The 22,851-nt window shown below is 44.9% G+C and carries 17 protein-coding genes and 1 pseudogene; 7 read left to right on the top strand and 11 right to left on the bottom strand.

From position 1 onward, the window contains the following. Nucleotides 1-75: 75 nt before the first annotated feature. The 7 genes from VNE01S_RS01230 to hinT form a co-directional block, all read right to left on the bottom strand. A complete protein-coding gene (locus tag VNE01S_RS01230) occupies nt 76-1,365 on the bottom strand; it encodes an NAD(P)/FAD-dependent oxidoreductase (RefSeq protein ID WP_053395797.1) in 1,290 nt (429 codons plus the stop codon). Nucleotides 1,366-1,781: 416 nt separating this feature from the next. Continuing rightward, the gene (gene ycfP / locus VNE01S_RS01225; protein ID WP_053395666.1) at nt 1,782-2,324 is read right to left on the bottom strand and encodes an alpha/beta hydrolase YcfP; all 543 of its coding nucleotides are present in this window, start codon (nt 2,322-2,324) and stop codon (nt 1,782-1,784) included. Nucleotides 2,325-2,424: 100 nt separating this feature from the next. After that, nucleotides 2,425-3,279 carry a phosphotransferase gene (locus tag VNE01S_RS01220; RefSeq protein ID WP_053395667.1) on the bottom strand — a complete coding sequence of 285 codons (855 nt, stop codon included), beginning with the start codon at nt 3,277-3,279 and terminating at the stop codon, nt 2,425-2,427. Nucleotides 3,280-3,296: 17 nt separating this feature from the next. Beyond that, complete coding sequence (lpoB, locus tag VNE01S_RS01215; protein ID WP_053395668.1) at nt 3,297-3,887, bottom strand: penicillin-binding protein activator LpoB; 591 nt, start codon at nt 3,885-3,887, stop codon at nt 3,297-3,299. A 68-nt stretch (nt 3,888-3,955) separates the two neighbouring features. Continuing rightward, on the bottom strand, nt 3,956-4,345 hold the full coding sequence (locus VNE01S_RS01210; protein WP_053395669.1) for a YcfL family putative periplasmic lipoprotein: 390 nt from the start codon (nt 4,343-4,345) through the stop codon (nt 3,956-3,958). After that, the gene (locus VNE01S_RS01205) at nt 4,342-5,736 is read right to left on the bottom strand and encodes a COG3014 family protein (protein WP_082331688.1); all 1,395 of its coding nucleotides are present in this window, start codon (nt 5,734-5,736) and stop codon (nt 4,342-4,344) included. Before VNE01S_RS01205 ends, VNE01S_RS01210 begins: the two co-directional genes overlap by 4 nt. 98 nt (nt 5,737-5,834) lie before the next feature. Then, nucleotides 5,835-6,185: a purine nucleoside phosphoramidase gene (gene hinT, locus VNE01S_RS01200; protein WP_053395670.1), complete on the bottom strand. Its 351-nt coding sequence runs from the start codon at nt 6,183-6,185 to the stop codon at nt 5,835-5,837. Nucleotides 6,186-6,409: 224 nt separating this feature from the next. Here hinT and VNE01S_RS01195 point away from each other — a divergent pair. Together VNE01S_RS01195 and VNE01S_RS01190 are read left to right on the top strand one after the other, a co-directional pair. After that, a pseudogene (locus tag VNE01S_RS01195) lies at nt 6,410-8,405 on the top strand (methyl-accepting chemotaxis protein). A gap of 135 nt (nt 8,406-8,540) precedes the next feature. Further along, complete coding sequence (locus VNE01S_RS01190) at nt 8,541-9,713, top strand: DUF1887 family protein (protein ID WP_053395672.1); 1,173 nt, start codon at nt 8,541-8,543, stop codon at nt 9,711-9,713. A gap of 80 nt (nt 9,714-9,793) precedes the next feature. Here VNE01S_RS01190 and fadR read toward each other — a convergent pair whose 3' ends face one another. Next, nucleotides 9,794-10,633 carry a fatty acid metabolism transcriptional regulator FadR gene (gene fadR / locus VNE01S_RS01185; RefSeq protein WP_053395673.1) on the bottom strand — a complete coding sequence of 280 codons (840 nt, stop codon included), beginning with the start codon at nt 10,631-10,633 and terminating at the stop codon, nt 9,794-9,796. Between the two features lie 685 nt (nt 10,634-11,318). On the opposite strand from fadR, the gene nhaB reads away from it, so the two are divergent. Beyond that, nucleotides 11,319-12,908, top strand: a complete 1,590-nt coding sequence (gene nhaB, locus VNE01S_RS01180; RefSeq protein WP_053395674.1) for a Na(+)/H(+) antiporter NhaB — start codon at nt 11,319-11,321, stop codon at nt 12,906-12,908. Nucleotides 12,909-13,001: 93 nt separating this feature from the next. After that, complete coding sequence (dsbB, locus tag VNE01S_RS01175; RefSeq protein WP_053395675.1) at nt 13,002-13,520, top strand: disulfide bond formation protein DsbB; 519 nt, start codon at nt 13,002-13,004, stop codon at nt 13,518-13,520. Between the two features lie 74 nt (nt 13,521-13,594). Here dsbB and VNE01S_RS01170 read toward each other — a convergent pair whose 3' ends face one another. Together VNE01S_RS01170 and lrp are read right to left on the bottom strand one after the other, a co-directional pair. Beyond that, complete coding sequence (locus VNE01S_RS01170) at nt 13,595-16,531, bottom strand: DNA translocase FtsK (protein WP_053395676.1); 2,937 nt, start codon at nt 16,529-16,531, stop codon at nt 13,595-13,597. A 138-nt stretch (nt 16,532-16,669) separates the two neighbouring features. Further along, nucleotides 16,670-17,164 carry a leucine-responsive transcriptional regulator Lrp gene (gene lrp / locus VNE01S_RS01165; RefSeq protein WP_004414493.1) on the bottom strand — a complete coding sequence of 165 codons (495 nt, stop codon included), beginning with the start codon at nt 17,162-17,164 and terminating at the stop codon, nt 16,670-16,672. A gap of 175 nt (nt 17,165-17,339) precedes the next feature. Here lrp and ald point away from each other — a divergent pair, with 175 nt between their 5' ends. Then, nucleotides 17,340-18,464: an alanine dehydrogenase gene (gene ald, locus VNE01S_RS01160; RefSeq protein WP_053395677.1), complete on the top strand. Its 1,125-nt coding sequence runs from the start codon at nt 17,340-17,342 to the stop codon at nt 18,462-18,464. Between the two features lie 73 nt (nt 18,465-18,537). On the opposite strand, the gene yfbV is transcribed toward ald, so the two are convergent. After that, nucleotides 18,538-18,990 (bottom strand): terminus macrodomain insulation protein YfbV, encoded by a 453-nt coding sequence (yfbV, locus tag VNE01S_RS01155; protein WP_053395678.1) that lies wholly within the window; start codon nt 18,988-18,990, stop codon nt 18,538-18,540. Between the two features lie 363 nt (nt 18,991-19,353). On the opposite strand from yfbV, the gene VNE01S_RS01150 reads away from it, so the two are divergent. Beyond that, nucleotides 19,354-20,550, top strand: a complete 1,197-nt coding sequence (locus VNE01S_RS01150) for an acetate kinase (protein ID WP_053395679.1) — start codon at nt 19,354-19,356, stop codon at nt 20,548-20,550. Between the two features lie 125 nt (nt 20,551-20,675). Next, nucleotides 20,676-22,820: a phosphate acetyltransferase gene (gene pta, locus VNE01S_RS01145; RefSeq protein WP_053395680.1), complete on the top strand. Its 2,145-nt coding sequence runs from the start codon at nt 20,676-20,678 to the stop codon at nt 22,818-22,820. Nucleotides 22,821-22,851: the final 31 nt, after the last annotated feature.

Below are 22,851 nucleotides of genomic sequence, written 5' to 3'. Positions count from 1 at the left end.
TGTCTAGACGAACGATACAAAAAAGAGCGCTTTCACAGCGCTCTTTTATTTCTAATATCAAACTCGCGATTGGATTTAATGCAGTTTCAGATTCGGACGTAGCACTCGGTTAATGCGTCCCATCAAGATGATAAGACCCGTCTTAAACATACCATGAAGTGCCATTTGGTGTAATCGATACAACGAGATGTAAACCACACGTGCTATACAGCCTTCTACCATCATAGAGCCTTTGGTCAAGTTACCCATCAAGCTGCCAACCGTAGAGAAACGGCTCAAAGAGACGAGTGAACCTTTGTCTTTGTAGACATAAGGTTTGAGATCACGACCATTAATCATCGCCACAATGTTGGAGAATGCTCGACTTGACATCTGGTGCGCAGCCTGAGCGCGAGGTGGGACAAACGAACCATCAGCCTGCGTGCACTGTGCAAGATCACCAATAACAAAAATATTGTCATCACGCGTTGTTTGCAGGGTATCTTTCACCACTAACTGATTAATTCGGTTTGTTTCGAGACCGGCGATATCTTTCATAAAGTCAGGCGCTTTAATACCCGCAGCCCATACCATAATACGCGCTGGGATTTTCTCGCCGTCCTTTGTCGTTAAGCCATCTTCTTCCGCTTTGGTGACCATGGTTGCAGTTCGAACATTAACACCAAGCTTAGTTAACTCTTGATGAGCAGCCGAAGAAATGCGTGGTGGTAGCGCAGGCAAAATACGCTCACCCGCTTCAATCAGGTTGACGTTCAGTTTGCTTGAATCCAGATCACCGAAGCCATATGCACGAAGCTCTTTAATTGCGTTGTGCAATTCAGCAGACAGTTCAACACCGGTTGCGCCCGCACCAACAATCGCGATATCAACGCTACCTTGGCCGTTCTTAGCGTGAAGCTTAAGGAACTCATTGTTCATTTCAGTGCGGAAACGATGCGCCTGCTCTGGGCTATCGAGGAAAATACAATGCTCACGCACACCTGGTGTGTTGAAATCATTGGAAGTGGAGCCAATCGCCATAACCAGAATATCGTATTCCAGTTCACGGCTAGGGATAAGCAGCTCGCCGTTTTCATCTTTTAGCTCATGAAGTTTGATCACTTTTCGCTCGCGATCAATGTCTTCCAGGCTGCCCATTTGGAAGTCGAAATGGTGGTTTTTAGCGTGTGCGCGGTAGCTTAGTGCATCAACACCTTCGTCCAATGAGCCTGTCGCTACTTCATGCAAAAGTGGTTTCCATAAATGGCTGGCTTTGCGGTCAACAAGCGTCACTTTTGCGCGCCCTTTACGACCAATTGTACGACCAAGTTTCGTTACAAGCTCTAGTCCGCCTGCTCCGCCGCCTACTACGATAATTCGTGTCACAGCAATATCCCTCAAAAAAGTAAATAAACATGCATCGGACTGAGTGATCAATCCGATAAAATTCTGTTCTTTCTTATGGCTGACTGCTGAACCCACTTGGTTCAATCTTACGTCTTTTCTGCCATGGGAGGCTTCTATTGTTCTTTGACACAGTTATTGGATAAAGGGAGCTCTTTGGCTCAAAATTAACCACAGATATGTGATTTCGGGGCAATGGGCAAGTTTGTGACTTGCTCTCATTTTTTGATTACTATCAAATTTTTATGGCCATCCATTATAAAGAGCAAAATACTCATAGCAACCATAGAATCGTACGCTAATTGTAAAATACTCTGTATTTTATACCTGAGTGGGCAAGAAAAAAGCGACACAGTAAACCCATGTCGCTTTGGTGTTTTCACTCTTGTATTCAAACGCTATTTTGCCTCTTTAAACGCCTTTATTGTTTGAAGATGCTGCGAGATTTTCTTAAATTTGTGGCTCTGAGTCTCATCCCAAACAATGTCGTAGTAATCTTCCAGCTCCTCTGCCGTTTTGCTGTTGTCGTGAATTTCGTCTTCTTTCGACAAAATAACCAAACAGCGGCCATTGTTCTTCATTCGGAACTTCTCAATGCATTTGGTTGCGATATCTTCATACTCTTCAGGCCTATCAATTCGGCCTTGCATATTAATTTCAGGATGAAGATTCGGATTAAAAATCACCTGCTTAATACCACATAAGAAACCAACACGTTCAGACCAGTAACCTCCTAGGCCCACACCGCAGATGACTGGCGCAGGATCATCGGATTGCTCAATGACTTTATTCACTTCTTTAAGAAGATGCTGCATGTCGTGTTTAGGATGTAACGTACTATAGTTGATAAAACGTACATCATCGTCGATAAACTGCAGCTGAAGCACTTTTTCGTGATTGCCTGGGCTTGTCGAATCGAAACCGTGTAAATAGATAATCATTGTATTTCCCCCACTCCTTACCGCTTAAATCTACCACTAAATGCAGGGTTTTAAAGCGTACTGGATGAGATAAGCCTTATTGAGATTTCAAACAGTGATCTTAGCAACAAAATGTATCTGCCGTTTTTTGTGCTTGGGTTAAGTATTGTTCATCTCCCCAAAGTTGATACGCCAACAAATACCACAGCATCGCCATCATAGTTGCACGTGGTCTCCACGCCATAACGCCTTCTACCCAATCATCAACACCTTCAATACCTCTCTGCTGACAATATCTGTATACGGCATCAATAGGTGGCTGGTCCATCACATCAATACTCAGTGTCAGATCGAGCCTGGGATCCCCGATAACCGCGTATTCCCAATCAATGACTTGGTTGCCTTCAGTAGTCGCCACCATGTTGTAACCTGCCAGATCAAAATGACACAACGTTGAGCCAACATCGGCAATATTTGGCGCTTTTCGCCAAGCCTTATATAGCTCGGCATAAGGTGGTTGCTTAAACTCTTCACGCAACATCATCCAATAATGATCAACTCTGGCAGTGTAATTAAAGGGGGCGACAGGAATCCGAGTGGTGTTTAATTCGTGAATACGAATCATGGTATCAAGCAAAGCGTCAAAACTAAGGCTATGAGATAAAGATTCGCCTTCAATCCACTCTACGAGCAACCCCTGATCATTGATATGTATTGGCTGAGGGGAAATACCAGAATCACTAATAGAAGAAAGAATCTGATATTCCTGAAATCTGGAGATAGAGAACGCTTTGGTGATGTCTGTACTTGGCCGCCACACAAATGCGTCGCCTTGCATTGAGACAATTTTCCAGCAACGATTGGTTAACCCTCCGGTTAGCGTTGCCGCGTATTCCGGAGGAGTTTGAAAGAAGTGATCCAATGACATTAACGAACGATCAAGCTGGCATGCTTCAGACCAAGACATCCTTGCCATAAATCACCTCTTACCTGTTAAAAACCAAGTAGGCTTTTTGATTCTTGTTTACGGATTTCCGTTTCATCTGCCCATTCAATCAAGCCAGACTCCAAATCCATCAAACGCATGGTCATTTTATAGTAGACGTCTTTGTCGCTACCAGCATTCTTAACGATACTAGAAAGGTTTCCATACAACATATATTGCGCACCAACCATTTTACCAAACTGGATCGCCGCACTTTGGTTCACAAGCTGATCATTATTTTGGAAATTCAGCTGCTCACGTACTTGCTCAACGCGGTCCATATCTACAAAGCGGAACTTGCCAGAATTAAGTAACTTAGTACTCATGGTGTCTGTGATGGATTCCGTATCGATGTGTTCGCTTGTTTTGTTCTTGATACGTTCAACAAACACGATTGGACGTGAGTTACGAGTAATCGCCGCTACCGAGCCCGACATCATCATGCTATCAACCATCTCACCCGCGATGGTTTGTAAATCGGTCGAACCGAAATCAATCGTTGTGGTTTCCACTGCCTGAGCATCGCCATAAGATACGCGATTAGAACAACCACCTAAGATGACGGCTAAGCCAAGCAGTGCGATAACACTTTTATTCATTCTTGGATCCTCAAGATTATCGTTGTAATTTCTTTTCACAGCCTAAAGAGTACACCCTTTAGTTTGAACTAATTGTTGTTTTCGCGAATCTGGACGCGAAACTGGCGTCCTTCCGGATTCAAAGACACTTCAGAAATGATGATGGTTTCCAAACCGCGAACAATGGCCTGACGCCAAGGGCCGAGCTTGGTATTCACCTCGAGTCCATTCTCATCATACCAATAGAAGCGATACAAAATTGACTGATCACCGTTGTAGCGACTTTCCAGCCGCACAATACCACGCGCATGCCCCGCTTCCTCTGTGGTGTAAATATCTTCAACCAGCAACCGTCCGGCAAGGACATTGTCACCGAATAACACCCGTTGTGAAGCGCCATCAACACGCAAGCCTGCTGTATTGTCTGCGCAGCCGACCATGACCAATGCGATAAACGCTGCAATAAACCATTTCTTCATCGGATATTTCCTAACTGTTTATGCCAAATTGTAGCACTGTTCCCTTGGCGTGATACCCAAACCAACACAGTCCCCCCTCCTGAAACATTGAATTCATAACGCTTACCCGCGACTTCCATCACCTGCTCACCCGCTTGTATCACTGCGCTACTGCTGCGAACCTGGCCAGGTAACGTCAACCAACTTCGGGTATCGGCTTGCTCCGTCAGAACATTCCATACATTAAACAATATGTTGCCGACATCATTATCTTTTGCAGCCTGCCGACGAATCTGGTCTTTAGCCCAAACTCGCAGCACTTGCCGGATCACTATCGCAGGCATTCGCTCAGTAAGATTCTTTTGTGCCATCAGATTTACGTCTGTTAAGGGGGCACTGATTAAGGGAACATCATTGAGAGCTAACGGCGAGTAGCCCTGCTTACTTTGAGATGGATAATAAGGCAACGCGATACTGTACAGCACTCCCCGACCGTGTCTGTCAAACAGGGGTAAACTTTGCTTCCACTCCGCCAGTGAAGACACCACACCTTGCTCTTCGAGGATAATGACTCGAGCCTCATTTCTGCTCAAAGGGCGGGTTACACCGTATCGCTTTTCAAGCTTCTTTAGGTCAGAGTCCATGCCAAGACGTCTTGCAACCCGCTTTGCTCCTTCAACAATTTGTGGGTTGTTTGGCTCTACAGCCAATGCTCGTCGATAGTCAACATAGGCACTATTTAAATCTCCATCCGCTTCATACAGTAGCGCAGAAAGCAGGAGCAAATAGCTGTTCTGAACGGCTTTTAAGGTATCTCCTGCATCAGGGTACTGAGAAAGAATGCTGCCTAAATTCGGCGATAACCCCTGATTTTTCAGCTGATTTTGTGCCGATTCTAGTTCTTGCTCTCTTTCTCTCTTGGCACGTTCTTGCACAGTATTCGCTCGACGCACCTCTACCAAAGCCCCTTCTAAGTCATTTTCTTGAAGATAATTAAGGGCTAAGTACAGGTGAAGGAAACCTAATTCGTAATCTGCGGGGTAGTATGTTGTAAGGTTATCGTTGACAGCCAACGAGCTTAAACTAGCAGCAGACTCGGATACGGAAATCGTGGCCTGTTCCTGAAGCTCTCTGACCGAAAAGTCACTTCGTTCAAACGAGGTTTTACTCTCTTCGAAGTGCTCATTCAGCAAATACACGCGCCCTTTTTCCAAGTTATCCAATACATCACCGGCAATATAATCAGGTAACAAGGCTTCCGCTTCCTGGTAATTTCCCGACTTAACTGCCTGATGCATCAACTCATTTTGCGCACTGTAATGACTAAACAAATTACCTGCCGAAAAGCTCGCGCACGCAGAAAGAAGAGTAGAACAGGCAATAATGAATGCGAGTTGAACGTAATTACGCACCTCGTACTCCAATGAACTTAAATAATGATTATAGATAAGAATATATGATGGCAGTGTCGGCAAAAAGTTTCACCGACACTCAATAAAGGATGTGCTGATTAACTCATTAGCATTGGGCCAAGTGGTCTGCCGCCCAGAAGATGCATGTGAATATGGTAAACTTCCTGCCCACCGTGAGAGTTACAGTTGACGATTAAACGGTACCCGTCTTCATCAATCCCCTCTTCTTTGGCAAGTTTACGTGCAACAACAAACATACGCCCCATTAACGCTTCATCTTCATCCGTCACATCATTCACAGTCGGAATAAGCTTATTTGGAATGATCAGAATATGGCTTGGTGCACGAGGATTAATATCACGAAAAGCGGTCACCAGGTCGTCTTGATAAACAACATCTGCTGGGATTTCTTTACGAATAATCTTACTAAAAATGGTTTCTTCAGCCATGAAGTGCTCCGTATTTAATCTTGTCTCTGTCTGCAGTTGTCGAGTATGCGTCAAGCTAGGCAAAATAACCAATGAAAAACAACGATTACCGTCAATAAACATGACGAACAAACAGCCTGCAAATGAATTTTGTCGCCTCACTCCTAAAATACACATCTCGCTATCAATGAAACAGAGGAATATTTGTTAATTTTCTAAGACAAAATAAGAGTTAGGAGAAGTCCATGAAAGGCTCGGTGATTCGGCGCATGTACGCTGGTTTCGCATTGATCATCTTTATGTTTGCTGCCACAACACTGCTAACAATGAGGGGAATGCAAAAAATACATACCGATTTTGACAACGTCGCCAATGCGGCATTACCACTGGTATCGCAGGCCAACCTCACTAGTGTGACTCTATTATCGACGGATAAACTTTTCAAAGATTATCTGACGACTCAAAGCTTTGAGCGTATGGATGAGATTTCACATCAGTTCGACCTCGCCCAAGAGCAATATGAAAATGCCCTAGCAGAACTTGACCAAGCGGCTAGCCTTAATCAAAGCGGATTAGAAAGCAGCATGGCGCTGCTAAACACGCAGAAAGAACGCTACTTTGCCCAAGCAAAAGAAGCCATGTCTAACTATCGAGCTATGTTTGAAGCTCAAGCGCAGGTGCAGAAATCAAGCCGTAGGTTCCAGAGACTTCATTCTGAGCTAAGCGCAGGAATGAAGGAGTACATTGACGAGCAAAGTAGCATTTCTCTGAAAATCATGGCGAAAAGCTACTTCATTAAACTCAAAGACGCAGAAGTGATCACCTCTGATGCACTGGCAAGCAGCGATACCGAGTTGGTTGCTAAAGCAGTGGCCAAAAAGCAAGAAAGCCGTCACTCACTTAAATTACGCGTACCGAGGGCTGGCTGCTCAACTCCCTGAAATAAAGAATGCATTTGACGCATCAGTTGAACAATTCAGTACAGATATAGGTAAAAAAGGTGGCGTACTTGACCAACATAACTCATACCTGGTCGCTAAAAGTGCGCTTTACAGCAATGTTGAAAGTTTGACGTCAGAAGTTGACCAAATCATGGCAACGTTAAACACCTTTAGCGATGCAGCCCAATCCGAGCTACATGACTCGTTATTCGATGCTGCCAAGGTTTATGATCAAGGCGTTATTGGCTCTATCACAGTTGGATCTATTGCAATCATTCTGGCTCTAGGGATCAGTTACCATATCGCGCAAAGCGTTCGCAAGCCTCTAAGCCGTATTCTGGCCACATTAGAGCATTTGACGAACGGCGATATGACTCAGCGTATTGATATTCGCTATAACAATGAATTTAGCCGCGTAAGCGAGCACATTAATACTCTCACAGACAGTCTGCACGATATCTTAGTGAAGATTAGCGACGCTTCGGATGATCTCACGACAACGGCGAATACCAACCAAACCACTTCATCTCAAGCACAAATACAGCTTAATCAGCAACGCCAACAAACCGCTAATGTCGCCACAGCGATGACCGAGATGTCTCAATCAGTGCAAGAAGTCGCACAAAATGCGCAAGATTCGCAAAGGATGATCGAAAGCGTTGAAAGTGCCTCTGAATCAGGCCGAAAGGTCATGCTTAGCAATATCAACACAATAACACAGCTTGAGTCTCGGTTAACTCAATCGGCCAGCACCGTCAGCGAACTGCAAGCTTTAAGTAGCCAGATAGGCACTATCTTAGATGTGATTCGAAATATAGCGGAACAAACCAACTTATTGGCACTCAATGCAGCCATAGAAGCAGCGCGTGCGGGTGAGCAAGGGCGTGGTTTTGCGGTTGTTGCCGACGAGGTCCGCGTTTTGGCACAAAGAACCACAGATTCGACCTCCGAGATAGAAACAATGATTACCAGCCTCCAATCGAGTTCTACCTCTGCGAGTAGAGAGATACAAAGCTGTATGACTGACATGACGGAATCTGTCGAACAGGCCTCAAGTGCGAATCACACTATGCAAGAAATTCAATCCTTGGTTACTGAGTTCAGCCGGATGAGCTCACAGATATCTCAAGCAGCGGCAGAGCAAAGTACAACATCAAGTGATATAGCTCGCAATATTGAGGAGATAAACCTAATCGCTGAACAAAACTATCAAGCCATGGCCCAGATTGCCCGCACAAGCACAAACCTAACAACAATGGCCAATCAACAGGGAGAGTTGGTCCATAAATTCAAGCTATAACAACACTTAATAGAAAAACAAGGGCAACTAATTTTTCTCGTTGCCCTTGTTTTTTATAACCTATGACACTATATGGGTAATAGGCTTGCCAGTTTTCTGTCACACTTTTTTGCAAGCCATACTTGAGGAACAGTTATGGCAATTCATGTTGGCATCATCGACCAAGATCCAATTCGCTTGGTAACCCCGTTGCTAGACAATCGTACTATCAGTAACCATATCGTTTTTATCGGCGTAAAAGCCCAAGAAGAGATATTTACTCGCCTTCATAAAGTACTAACAAAACGTCAAATCACGTCTGAATTCTTCGAAATTCCAAACGTTGCCAATCCTTCTAAAATTAAACAGGCTCTTGCCGTTCTTGCCAAAGATTTACAGCAACGCTCTAAAGACATCAAGCTGAACGCAAGCTGTGGCCTTCGTCATCGCCTGTTATCGGTATATGAGATATCACGCTCATACCACTGGCCTATTTTTGTCGTTGAGCCAAGTACCGACCGACTATGCTGGTTATACCCTGACGGTAAGGAAGACACTCAAGTCCAAGACCGCATTACGATTGACGATTACTTAACGATTTTTGGTGCGCGAGGGGAATTTAATCAGAACGAATTACCACCACAGCTTGATCAAAAACTCTACGAATTAGGCGAACGTTGGGCAAGTAATGCCCTAGAGCTCGGTCCGGGCCTTGCGACTCTCAATTACTTGGCAACAACCTGTCGCAAAGAACAAAAACTTGACGTGGAGCTGTCAGAAAAGCAGCAAGGATATCGCGAACTCAATATGTTGCTAAACGACCTAGTCGAAGCGGAAATCGCAACTTATGAGAATGGTATTCTGACATTTGCCAACGAAGACGCACGTCGTTTTTCTAATGGTGAATGGCTTGAAACTCTTGTTCACAGTACCGTGCGTCAGATTCAAAAAGACATGCCAACTATCCAAGATCGTTCGCTGAACGTTCAAGTTTATCGCCAGCTTGGTGAAAGAGAAGTACGAAACGAACTCGATGTCGCGACAGTGGTAAATAACAAGCTGCATATAATCGAGTGTAAGACAAAAGGCATGCGAGACGACGGCGATGATACGCTATACAAGCTAGAATCATTGAGAGACTTGCTCGGAGGCTTACAAGCCCGCGCAATGTTAGTGAGTTTCCGCCCCCTACGCCATAACGATATTACGCGCGCTGAAGATCTAGGGCTCGCTCTAATTGGCCCGGACGAACTCAAAGATTTAAGAGCGCATCTAACTCGTTGGTTTCAAGAGGCTGGCGGTAGCGATGAAGAGTGTGCAGACTGCTAATAGTAATGTAGCCGCACGCCACTCAGTTAATAAAAAAACCGCCGAGGCGGTTTTTTTATTATTCGTTGAACATGCTTTAGTTAGCTGTCATCTTCCGTAAAATTAGTCGGAAGTGTCATCTTCATCTTATTCCAGATTTGCGCACTTTCCATTCCATAGTTACGTACAACTATCAGGATCCTATCACGATCACCTGATTCACAAACATCTAGCAAGTCACGATAAAAGTTCAAAGCTAGATTACGAGCATCTGGGTTTGAGAAATAGTAGCTACCAACGCGGTCATACAGTTTTTTCAACCCATTGAAGATCAAACCATAAATCTGGTTGCCTGAATGGAATGCCAAACGTTGAAATAGCATGTAATCGTAAAAGTTAAACGTTTTAGCTACAAGAATCGACTGGCGTTTTGCTTCATCTTTCTCGCCATCGTCTTTTACGTGTTGCAAAATCTTGTCAGCGTAAGCGGAAGACTCCATAAACGCATCCCATGAGTCAGCTGCCATAAGTGCTTCACATGACTCAATAACGTTTGAGATGGTTTTCTCTGAGCTTTCTTTGTTCGCTTTGAAAGCGTAGCGCATGAAAATCGGGCTGATGTTCGTACGTGCTGCAAGCAAATCTTCAACAATAGACGTTGCATTCCCTGCGTCTAATGTCATTAGCGTATCTAAGATATGCAAACCCGATGTTTCCATAAACTGGTTAACTCGAGTGGGTTTACCATGCTGAATAGTTAACCAACCATCACGAGCCAAACGCTGAAGTACTTCACGTAAAGTTGTTCGGGTTACACCAATAAGTTCGGAGAGCTCTCGTTCTGCAGGTAAAATAGAGCCAGGAGGGAAGCGTCCTTTCCAAATACTTTCAATAATGTATTTTTCTGCAAATCCAGCTGGGCTCTTTGCCTTTATGACCATCTATGTTGTATCCAATATTTTATTTATATGGGTCTAATAGAACTCATCATACCACTAGTTATTAGATATCGGAAACCACTCCCAAGTAAACTTGGTGTCAAACACGCTTTGAGCATTAACTCTAATTGTGCAACGAGTATTTTGCATATTCACATCAATGAATAAGGCATTTATTTCCAAGTTTAATAAAAAATTAACACATACAACTAACTGTAAATGCTAGATTTATTGGTTAATACTTAGATTCCAAATTTGCAAAATTACCCGTATCATTCCAGCAAAAATACGCGTGATTTCACTGTTATTTTCAAGCTTCAAGCCAGTCTTGCCAGTAGTAGAAGGTTTTAACAACTCTCCTGGGAAGTTTACGCCACTCAGATCGCGTTTTTTGACAAAAAACTCTGAATCCAATTGCTTAGTTCGACTTAATTATTGACTAAATCATACTGAAGAGTAGAGTGACGACCGAAGTAAGGAGTGCTTGTCTTCTCAGGGAGTGACTTGGCAAGGCCACATTGTAAATACCCATGTTGTTTTTCTAAGTCGCTGTTGGATCGGGTGCCTACCCTAAGTATCAGCCATCTCCACGTACTCTTCAGGCGTGGTTTAAGTTGTTATTGCTCCGATTTATGAACGCAAGCATCTGTAGTGTCGATTCATAACAACATACAAGAGTATTACGATCATGCCGATTTCACTCGGAAATGCGTTTATTAAGAACTTTCTTGGTAAAGCCCCAGATTGGTACAAAGTTGCCATCATCTCATTTCTAATTGTTAACCCTATTGTCTTCTTCCTAGTTGATCCTTTTGTTGCAGGTTGGTTGCTAGTTGCAGAGTTTATTTTCACTCTCGCGATGGCGCTAAAATGCTACCCTCTTCAACCAGGTGGCTTGCTCGCAATCGAAGCGATCGCGATTGGCATGACCAGCGCAGAACAAGTTAAACATGAGCTTGTCGCTAACATTGAAGTGTTACTACTTTTGATCTTCATGGTTGCGGGTATCTACTTTATGAAACAGCTTCTGCTGTTCATTTTTACCAAAATTCTCCTAGGTATTCGCTCTAAGTCGATGCTGTCTGTCGCCTTCTGCTTTGCAGCGGCGTTTCTTTCAGCCTTCCTTGATGCACTGACCGTTATCGCTGTTGTAATCAGCGTGGCTGTTGGCTTCTACGCGATTTACCACAAGGTTGCATCAGGCAAAGGTTCTAGTGCTGTGCATGACCATACACGCGATGACCATCTGTCAGAACTGACGCGTGATGACCTTGAAAACTACCGCGCATTTTTACGCTCATTGCTTATGCACGCGGGTGTAGGTACAGCGCTTGGCGGCGTAATGACAATGGTAGGTGAACCGCAAAACTTAATCATCGCAGATCAAGCAAGTTGGCAGTTTGGTGAATTCATCATCCGTATGCTACCAGTAACTGCGCCAGTATTTGTTTGTGGTCTTGCGACCTGTGTCTTGGTAGAGAAGTTTAAAGTGTTTGGTTACGGCGCCCGCCTTCCAGACAATGTTCGTAAGATCCTGGTAGATTTCGACACCGAAGAACGTCAAACCCGTACCAATCAAGACGTCGCCAAACTGTGGGTACAAGGTATCATCGCTGTTTGGCTGATCGTTGGCCTCGCCCTTCACTTGGCGGCAGTGGGTCTGATTGGTCTGTCTGTTATTATCCTTGCGACGGCATTCACGGGCGTTATCGAAGAGCACTCTCTTGGTAAAGCGTTTGAAGAAGCACTGCCATTTACCGCGTTATTGGCTGTTTTCTTCTCTATTGTTGCCGTGATCATCGACCAGCAGCTATTCAAACCCGTCATCGATGCGGTATTGCACGTTGAAGATAAAGGCACCCAGCTCGCGATGTTCTACATTGCGAACGGTTTGCTTTCGATGGTTTCCGATAACGTGTTCGTTGGTACGGTTTACATTAATGAAGTGAAAACGGCACTTGTTGAAGGCGTTATCAACCGCGATCAGTTCGACTTACTTGCTGTTGCCATCAATACAGGTACTAACCTACCTTCTGTTGCGACTCCAAACGGCCAAGCAGCGTTCCTATTCTTGTTGACCTCGACACTTGCTCCGCTAATTCGCCTGTCATACGGTCGAATGGTTATCATGGCCCTGCCATACACCATCGTATTAGCTATCGTTGGTCTTGCAGGTATCATGTTCTTTGTTGAGCCAATGACTCAGTGGTTTTACGATGCAGGTTGGATTTCACACCACACCGGCGAAGTGATTCAAGCAGTATCAAGTGGTCACTAATCCATAATTTGAAAAGTTTTTGTTGATACTGAAACTTTTACGAGATAAAAAGCTCTGATATGTCAGAGCTTTTTTTATAATCAAGGTACCTCTGTGAATATTTTTTCTGCAATCAAAGCATTTTCTCAAGGCCGACTATCTTGGCTTTTATTACTTATCTTCGTCCTATTTTTTGAAGCATGTGCTCTGTTCTTCCAGCATGTAATGATGCTATCTCCTTGCGTCATGTGTATCTATGAAAGAGTGGCAATGCTAGGAATTGGGGGAGCCGCAATCATTGGGCTGATTGCACCAAATAACCCTGTATTCCGCTGGTTAGGTTTAGCCGCTTGGGGCGCAAGTGCCTACAAAGGATTGGAGCTATCGATGCAGCACGTCGATTACCAGTTTAATCCATCGCCTTTTGCAACATGTGACCTGTTTGTGACCTTCCCAGACTGGGCACCGATAAACCAGTGGGCACCATGGATGTTTGAAGCATACGGAGACTGCAGCGAGATTGTTTGGCAATTCCTGACTCTATCAATGCCACAATGGCTAGTAGTGATTTTTGCGGCGAACCTTGCGGCACTTGCCATCATTGTTCTTTCTCAATTTGCTAAGAGCAAATGACACTAGCTCTTTATCTAAATATAAAAAAACGCAGGTTCTTACCTGCGTTTTTTATTTACCTATTATTGCTGGTATCAGTTCATATCCCTTCCAGGTGCTGGCGCTAACACCTCGCGATTACCATTGTGGCCCGGTGCACTGACAATACCTTGAGCTTCCAGTTGCTCAACGATACGTGCCGCACGGTTATAACCAATCTTAAAGCGACGTTGAACACCCGACACGGAGCCTCGACGGGACTGGACTACGTGTTCAACAACTTGGTCGAACAACGGATCCACATCTTCATCACCTTCCGGTTTTTCACCTGGTAGAAGAGCTTCTGGCCCCTGATCGCCATTAGTAATCTCTTCGATGTAATTTGGCTTACCACGAGCTTTCCAGTTATTAACCACCGCATGAACATCGTCATCGGATGCAAATGCGCCATGGACACGAATGGTATGGCTCGAGCCAGGTGGAAGGTACAACATATCACCCATACCAAGCAGTGATTCGGCACCGCCTTGGTCTAGAATGGTTCGAGAGTCCGTCTTGGTTGATACTGTAAAGGCAACGCGCGTTGGAATGTTTGCTTTAATCAGACCTGTGATCACATCGACTGAAGGACGTTGAGTCGCCAATATGAGGTGAATACCAGCAGCTCGTGCTTTTTGTGCAAGGCGCGCAATAAGCTCTTCAACTTTCTTACCCACGACCATCATCAGATCAGCGAACTCGTCAACCACCACCACGATATATGGCAGTTTCTCTAACAGTGGTGGATGCTCGTCCATACTGTCTCCTGGCTGCCATAAAGGATCATGGATTGGATGCCCCGCTTCTGCCGCCATTTTGAGTTTATCGTTGAAACCTTTGATATTACGCACGCCCAGTGCTGACATCAGCTTATAGCGGCGTTCCATCTCCCCAACACACCAACGCAATGCGTTTGACGCATCTTTCATATCGGTAACCACTTCCGATAATAGGTGTGGAATGCCCTCGTAGATGGATAGCTCCAGCATTTTCGGGTCAATCATGATGAAGCGAACGTCTTCTGGTGTCGATTTATAGAGCATGCTCAAAATCATCACGTTAACGCCAACAGATTTACCCGAACCTGTGGTACCAGCGACCAGCACATGAGGCATTTTAGATAAATCAGCGACAACCGCTTCACCCGCAATATCTTGACCAAGCACTACCGTTGTCGGTGATTTTGCTTCGATAAACTGCTGGCTACCAACTACATCAGAAAAATAAACCGTCTGACGACTCATATTTGGCAACTCTAGGCCAACATAGGGCTTACCAGGAATAACCTCCACCACGCGGACAGCCATTGCTGACAGCGAACGCGCTAAGTCCATCGATAAACCAGAAATTCGACTCACTTTCACACCCGGAGCCAGATCCAGCTCAAAGCGCGTAATCACGGGGCCAGGGAAAATATCCACCACTTCCGCTTTAATCTTGTAGTCTGCAAGCTTAGCTTCAACGAGACGAGCGATCTCTTCCAATGCATCGCGATCGATGAAGTTTTCACGTTTTTCTGGATGGTAGAGTAGCTCAAGTGTTGGCATTGGCTCTGTTGGTTTAGGCAAGTTCGGCTCTTGCTGAACTAAAAACGGGTTTTGTTGCGCAGCAACTTTCGCCTGAGCATCAGAGACAATATTTTGGAATGCTGCCACGTCTTCATCTTGTTGCGAAACTTCTTCTACTTCTGCCACTGCAGGTTGGACGGACTCTTCCTCAGCAACATCAAAAGTCGAAATGACCGGCTCTTGATGAATAGGATCAGGTTCAATATGGGACGCGATATCCTCTAAACCTTGCTTTTCGATCACAGGCTGAGTCAGATCCTCTTCTACATCCGGCTGAGCGCTAGACCAAGGTAACGGTTGTTCTGTGTCATGATGAGTGGCTGTTTCCGCCTCATCTATTTCTGTATCTTGGTAAACATTCGGGCTTGGATTTGACGGTCCTTCTGCTTGCTGGGCCATCGAATCTTCATACTGTGCAGCGGCTTCAAGCTCTTCGATCGTTGCACCTAATAAGGCTGAACGCTCAACGCTCTCCTGCACGTCATAAGAAGGAACCGGGTCAGGTTGTGGCTCTGGTTGAGGCTCAACGTACACGGGCTCCTGCTTAACTGGCGCAACGTCTTGAGCTGGTGTTACAGGTGTTCTATCTTCCGCAATCGGTTCTTGACTAAAGACTGGCTCTTTACGGGTATCCGGCATGTGTATATTAAAACGACGTTGCGGCTCATTCGCGTACTCGAGTTCTTCATCACGGGCATGCTTAGGCTCTGCAAACGCAAGCTGCTCTCCGCTATTTTCCGCAATGGTTGCTAGCTGTGGCTCTAGGACTTCTTCATGTTCACCACGGATCTTATTGACCAAACCAGTGAAGAGTGAAATTGCCGTACTGCCCAGCCAATCAACTATCGTCAACCAAGATATGCCCGTTAATAGCGTAAACCCCGCTCCCCAAAGGAAGAGTAAAACAAGGGTCGTACCGAGTACATTTAACGTCGGAAGCGCAAGCGTGGTCAAAACATCCCCAATGACACCACCTGATGAAAAGTACCAGATGTCATCAAAATTAATATCCGCTAAACCGCAGCTCGTCAGGATTAAAACGGTTAAACCCAGTAATCGCGTACCCCACAACATTAAATCAAGGGGGTCATCTTCATCTCTCTTACGAAGGACAACCCACGCCGCTGCGGTGATAATAAAAGGGATCGGGTAAGCGAGAGAACCGAATGTAAAGAAAAGCGTGTCAGCCAGCCAAGCTCCTAGCAATCCACCAGCATTTTCTACATCTGCCCCCCACGCAGTTTGAGACCACGAAGGATCGGCAGGGCTAAATGTCATCAGAGCGACGGATAACAAAATAGAGAGCAACACAACGACAATCAGCATGCACTCTTTGATTCGCTGTGGGCCAGACAAACGGGAAGACTGAGGCTCTTCTCCAGTTTTAATTATTGTTTCAACTTTACTTCTGTTCTCTTTGAACATGACCAACTTATCTTAGATATATATGAAAAAAATAGTCCGAGCAGCATTGCCGCTCGGACTATCGATTTAACCATATCAGAACTTAAAACCCAATTACATAAAGTCAGAATATCGAAAGGTATTCGCAACTGAGTTTAATTAACGTGTCTTGATTACCAATTGGTTGGTTTGCTTGACTTCTTCCATTACAACGTAAGTACGGGTGTCATTAACCCCAGGAAGACGCAGCAAGGTATCACCTAACAATTTACGGTAAGCACTCATGTCTGATACGCGTGTTTTCAGCAAGTAATCAAAATCACCAGAAACTAGGTGACACTCTTGAATATCATCGAGTTTTTGAACCGCAGTGTTAAATTGCTCAAACACGTCTGGCGCACCACGATTTAAGGTAATTTCTACGAAAACAAGTAGAGAGGCATCAAGATATTGAGGATTTAATAACGCGGTATACCCCGTAATGTACCCTTGACGCTCTAGACGACGCACACGCTCTAAACACGGTGTAGGAGAAAGCCCTACTCGCTTAGATAGCTCTACATTTGAAATACGACCATCTTTCTGTAATTCATTAAGAATGTTGCGATCGATACGGTCTAAATCCTTGGACGGCTTCTTATTGTTGTCTGCCATTTTTTTATTCCACCTTATTACTTCCTTGCAAAAAAATATACTACAACTTTTTAATATTTAGTATCAAATTTTATTACATCACACCTACACTAGATATACATCCAACAAATACCCTACACAGTAGCTTTTACAACTATGAACTGATTTTTAAACTAACATAAAATAAGGAGTCAGGATGATCATTGGCGTACCAAAGGAAATCAAAAACCATGAGTACCGCGTAGGCTTGATCCCTGCAAGCGTTCGCGAGCTTGTATCTCAAGGCCACCAAATTTTTATAGAAACCAATGCCGGTGCGGGTATCGGTTTTTCAGACGATGATTACATCGCTGTAGGTGCATCCATTCTGCCTACTGCCGCTGAGGTATTCACCACAGCAGAAATGATAGTTAAGGTTAAAGAACCTCAGTCTGTTGAGCGAGCCATGCTCCGTGAGGGGCAAATTTTGTTTACCTATTTGCACCTAGCACCAGATTTTCCACAAACTGATGAGCTAATCAAGAGCAAAGCTATCTGTATAGCATATGAAACTGTAACAGATAATATGGGTCGCTTACCACTGTTAGCACCAATGTCTGAGGTTGCGGGTCGCATGTCTATTCAAGCTGGTGCACAAACTTTAGAGAAGTCTCACGGTGGCCGCGGTCTTCTACTTGGAGGCGTTCCAGGCGTCGAACCAGCTCGAATCGTTGTCATTGGCGGAGGTGTTGTTGGTGCCAACGCAGCTCGCATGGCTGTGGGCCTTCGTGCTGATGTCACCATCCTCGACCGCAACGTAGACACATTACGTCGTTTAGATGAAGAATTCCAGGGGCGCGCAAAAGTAGTTTATTCAACTGAAGATGCGATCGAAAAACACGTTCTCGAAGCAGATTTGGTTATTGGTGCCGTTCTTATTCCCGGCGCAGCCGCGCCTAAACTGGTAACAAAAGACCATATTGCCAAGATGAAGTCCGGTTCCGCGGTGGTTGATGTAGCCATCGACCAAGGTGGTTGTTTCGAAACCTCTCACGCGACAACACACGCAGATCCAACTTATATCGTTGACGACGTTGTCCACTATTGTGTTGCCAATATGCCAGGAGCAGTTGCACGAACTTCCACTTTTGCGTTAAACAACGCGACACTACCTTATATCGTGAAACTGGCCAATAAAGGCTATAAAGAAGCACTCCTTTCTGACAACGGTTTTCTGAGCGGTTTAAATGTTATTGACGGCAAAGTGACGTGCAAAGAAGTCGCCGAGAGTTTTGGGTTGGAATACGTTGAGCCTGCTCAAGCAATCAGTATGGCTGGCTAACAATAATAAGAAGCGCTCTTGGCAGGAGCGCTTCAAGCAATAATTCGTTGTTCTTAATTTACTACCGCGCCTCTTAGAACCAACGTTCTAATGACGTTTTGTCTAACTGTCGAAACGCTCGGTTTAACACCTGCGCCAACTCTTTATATCTAGGGCGTGATTTTACCGGCTCCAACGCGAAACCACTTTCAACTATCTTGTGATGAATTTCTCGATACCAACTAGCGAGTGATGGCGGCAATTGAGTATTGGCTCGGTTTCCCAACCACCAAATTCCCTGAATAGGCATACTGATCGCGAATAGAGCAATAATGACAGCCTGTGGCATGGATTGATAATTGTTGAATACCATTTGCGTTAAGACACTGATTGCCGCAATAGCAGGCATAACTTTGATGCCGAAACGAGTCGCTTTAATGATACGTTGCTCAGGAAACAACAAATTAAGTTCCTTTCGCATCGGCCAAATATCCATGTACTTCTGCCCATTTCTTAGGCTATGAACTAATCCGACTTTGTTACTCATACGACTCTCTCACTTTAGCTTGGGGCATAAACTAAAAATTAATTGAAAGATTAAACTGAAAGCGCAAAAAAATGATAAAAGTTAATATTCTTTCAAATTTTTTTTGTTATCATTGGCGCTTATCGTTATCCTTTGCAGACCCACTATCTCATTGTTGCTGTTATTTAGCAGATACGCAACTCCTGAGACCTATCTGCAAGGATGCAAACGTGGTGATCTGGAGTCACCACTGTCATTATTATATGGAATTAGAAGTTTTTTTGACCAAGATTAGTACGCGGCATTTTCAGCATCGTCTATTCTTGTGATTAATTTTCATCCTCACTGATTTATTTAAATCAGACGAATAACAGGTAGTCACTCATGTCTAAGCTAGTTTTAGTTTTAAACTGCGGTAGTTCTTCTCTTAAATTTGCTGTTGTTGATGCCGAGAACGGCGACGAGCATCTATCAGGTCTTGCTGAATGTCTTCATCTTCCTGAAGCACGTATCAAGTGGAAACTTGACGGTAAACACGAAGCTCAACTAGGTAACGGTGCAGCACACGAAGAAGCGCTAGCGTTCATGGTAGAAACTATTCTTGCTTCTAAGCCAGAGCTTTCTGAGAACCTAGCTGCTATCGGTCACCGTGTAGTACACGGCGGTGAGCAGTTTACTCAATCTGCACTAATCACTGATGAAGTTCTTAAAGGTATCGAAGACTGTGCAACTCTTGCACCTCTTCACAACCCAGCACACATCATCGGTATCAAAGCAGCACAAAAATCTTTCCCAGCACTTAAAAACGTTGCTGTGTTTGATACTGCTTTCCACCAAACAATGCCTGAAGAAGCGTACCTATACGCTCTTCCATACAACCTATACAAAGAGCACGGTATCCGTCGTTACGGTATGCACGGTACTTCTCACCTATTTATCGCTCGCGAAGCAGCTGAGCGTCTAGGTAAACCAGCTGACGAACTAAACATCATCAACTGTCACCTAGGTAACGGTGCATCTGTATGTGCAATCAAAGACGGTAAGTCTGTAGATACTTCTATGGGTCTTACTCCACTAGAAGGCCTAGTAATGGGTACTCGTTGTGGTGATATTGATCCTGCGATCATTTTCCACCTACACGACACACTTGGTTACTCTGTTGAGCAAATCAACACGATGCTAACTAAAGAGTCTGGCCTACAAGGTCTAACAGAAGTGACTTCTGACTGTCGTTTTGTTGAAGACAACTACGGTGAAAAAGAAGAAGCAACTCGCGCGATGGACGTGTTCTGTCACCGCCTAGCTAAGTACGTTGCGGGTTACACTGCGACTCTAGAAGGTCGTCTAGACGCTATCGTATTCACTGGCGGTATCGGTGAAAACTCTGGCCCTATCCGTGAAATGGTTCTAAACCGTCTAGGTATCTTCGGTATCGAAGTGGATGGTGAAGCTAACCTTAAAGCTCGTTTCGGCGGCGAAGGTACAATCACTACTGCTGACAGCCGTATCCCTGCAATGGTTATCTCTACTAACGAAGAGCTAGTCATCGCTGAAGACACTGCACGCCTAGCAGGTCTTTAATTGACTTAAACTGGTTGGCCTTAGCGATAAGCGCCAGCCAGTTTTTTTACAGGGGCTCAACTCCTATTCCACTCCAAGGAATACGCAGTTGAGCTTTTATCCCAATAGCTAAAGGTACTCTACGAATGTCTCGTACTATTATGCTTATCCCTGCAAGCGCTGGTGTTGGTCTTACAAGCGTAAGCATGGGTGTTCTTCGCGCAATGGAGCGCAAAGGCGTTAAGGTTTCTTTCTACAAGCCTATCTCTCAGCCACGCACTGGCAACGATCAACCAGATCTGACTTCTACCATCGTTGGTGTTAACAGCGATATTAAGATTGGCGAACCTATGCCAATGTCTGTTGCTGACTCATTGATCGGTAACGACAACATGGACGAGCTACTGGAAACAGTAGTAGAGCGCTACAACCAAATCAACAAAGATGCGGAAGTAACGCTAATCGAAGGTCTTGTACCTACTCGTAAACACCCATTCGCAAACCAAGTAAACGCTGAAATTGCAGCGACTCTAGGTGCGGAAATCGTTCTTGTTGCAACGCCTGGTACAGACAACCCTGCACAGCTAAAAGAGCGCATCGAAGTAGCATGTTCTAACTTTGGTGGCACTAAAAACAAAAACATCTCTGGCGTTATCATCAACAAACTTAACGCTCCAGTAGATGAAGCAGGCCGTACCCGCCCTGACCTATCTGAGATCTTTGACGACGCAGATAGCGCCAAGCAAAACGAAATGAAAGTGATGGAGATCTTCAACACTTCTCCAATCCGTGTTCTTGGTTGCGTACCATGGAGCATCGACCTAATTGCGACTCGTGCAGTCGATATGGCGAAGCACCTACAAGCTGAAGTAATCAACGAAGGCGATATTAACACTCGTCGCATTAAGAGCATCACGTTCTGTGCGCGTTCACTGCCGCACATGATTGAGCACTTCCGTCCAGGTTCACTGCTAGTTACTTCAGCAGACCGCCCAGACGTTATTGTTGCGGCTTCTCTTGCTGCAATGAACGGTGTTGATATCGGTGCTGTCCTTCTTACTGGCGGTTACGACATGCCAGAAGAGATCGTTGACCTATGTAAGCCAGCTTTTGAGACAGGTCTACCTATCTTCAAAGCTAACGGTAATACTTGGCAAACATCTCTAAACCTACAGAGCTTCAGCTTAGAAGTTCCTGCGGATGATAAGCAACGTATCGAGTTCATTAATGAACACGTAGCTAGCCACATCGACGGTAACTGGATTGAGTCAATGACAGAAGGCACTCAAAAGTCTCGTCGTCTAAGCCCACCAGCATTCCGTTACCAGTTGACTGAGTTCGCTCGTAAAGCGGGTAAACGTATCGTACTGCCTGAAGGTGATGAGCCACGTACAGTAAAAGCAGCCGCTATCTGTGCTGAGCGCGGCATCGCAGAATGTGTACTTCTAGGTAACCCAGAAGAGATCAAACGTGTCGCATCGCAACAAGGTGTTGAGCTGGGCGCTGGCGTTCAAATCATTGACTCTGATGCAATCCGTGAAAACTACGTAGCTCGTCTAGTTGAACTACGTGGTGCGAAAGGTATGACTGAAGTGGTCGCTCGCGAGAAGCTACAAGATTCAGTATTCCTTGGCACAATGATGCTTGAGAATGATGAAGTTGACGGTCTAGTTTCTGGTGCGGTTCATACGACGGCAAACACGATCGTACCTCCGTTCCAGATCATCAAGACGGCACCTAACGCGTCTATCGTATCTTCAGTCTTCTTCATGCTTCTGCCTGATCAAGTGCTGGTTTACGGTGACTGTGCTATCAACCCAGATCCAACGGCTGAGCAGCTTGCTGAAATCGCAATCCAATCTGCTGATTCTGCAGCGGCATTCGGTATCGACCCACGCGTAGCAATGATCTCTTACTCTACTGGTGAATCTGGTAAGGGTGCAGACGTTGATAAAGTACGTGAAGCAACAAAACTTGCTCAAGAGAAACGTCCTGACCTGATCATCGACGGTCCTCTACAGTACGACGCAGCTATCATGGAAAACGTTGCAGCTTCTAAAGCGCCAAACTCTCCAGTAGCAGGTAAAGCGACAGTATTCGTATTCCCAGATCTAAACACGGGTAACACGACTTACAAAGCGGTACAGCGTTCAGCAGACCTAGTATCTATCGGTCCAATGCTGCAAGGTATGCGCAAGCCAGTAAACGACCTGTCTCGTGGTGCTCTAGTAGACGATATCGTATACACAATCGCTCTAACAGCAATCCAAGCAACGCAAGAGCAAAATTAATTCTTTTCTCTGCTTGATTGAATATTCAAAG

Origin of the sequence: Vibrio nereis NBRC 15637 (assembly GCF_001591105.1) — a bacterium.
In the GTDB taxonomy this organism is placed as follows: Bacteria; Pseudomonadota; Gammaproteobacteria; order Enterobacterales; family Vibrionaceae; genus Vibrio; species Vibrio nereis.
Note: the sequence above shows the minus strand (reverse complement) of the source record. Positions and strands in the feature narration are given on the sequence as shown.

Bases quoted from the DNA above. Each gene is read 5' to 3' on its own strand.
- VNE01S_RS01190 (WP_053395672.1), top strand. From the start codon at position 8,541: ATGGCAATTCATGTTGGCATCATCGACCAAGATCCAATTCGCTTGGTA.
- VNE01S_RS01220 (WP_053395667.1), bottom strand. From the start codon at position 3,279: ATGGCAAGGATGTCTTGGTCTGAAGCATGCCAGCTTGATCGTTCGTTA.
- nhaB (WP_053395674.1), top strand. From the start codon at position 11,319: ATGCCGATTTCACTCGGAAATGCGTTTATTAAGAACTTTCTTGGTAAA.
- yfbV (WP_053395678.1), bottom strand. From the start codon at position 18,990: ATGAGTAACAAAGTCGGATTAGTTCATAGCCTAAGAAATGGGCAGAAG.
- pta (WP_053395680.1), top strand. From the start codon at position 20,676: ATGTCTCGTACTATTATGCTTATCCCTGCAAGCGCTGGTGTTGGTCTT.
- ycfP (WP_053395666.1), bottom strand. From the start codon at position 2,324: ATGATTATCTATTTACACGGTTTCGATTCGACAAGCCCAGGCAATCAC.
- VNE01S_RS01170 (WP_053395676.1), bottom strand. From the start codon at position 16,531: ATGTTCAAAGAGAACAGAAGTAAAGTTGAAACAATAATTAAAACTGGA.
- lrp (WP_004414493.1), bottom strand. From the start codon at position 17,164: ATGGCAGACAACAATAAGAAGCCGTCCAAGGATTTAGACCGTATCGAT.
- lpoB (WP_053395668.1), bottom strand. From the start codon at position 3,887: ATGAATAAAAGTGTTATCGCACTGCTTGGCTTAGCCGTCATCTTAGGT.
- VNE01S_RS01210 (WP_053395669.1), bottom strand. From the start codon at position 4,345: ATGAAGAAATGGTTTATTGCAGCGTTTATCGCATTGGTCATGGTCGGC.
- VNE01S_RS01150 (WP_053395679.1), top strand. From the start codon at position 19,354: ATGTCTAAGCTAGTTTTAGTTTTAAACTGCGGTAGTTCTTCTCTTAAA.
- fadR (WP_053395673.1), bottom strand. From the start codon at position 10,633: ATGGTCATAAAGGCAAAGAGCCCAGCTGGATTTGCAGAAAAATACATT.
- ald (WP_053395677.1), top strand. From the start codon at position 17,340: ATGATCATTGGCGTACCAAAGGAAATCAAAAACCATGAGTACCGCGTA.
- hinT (WP_053395670.1), bottom strand. From the start codon at position 6,185: ATGGCTGAAGAAACCATTTTTAGTAAGATTATTCGTAAAGAAATCCCA.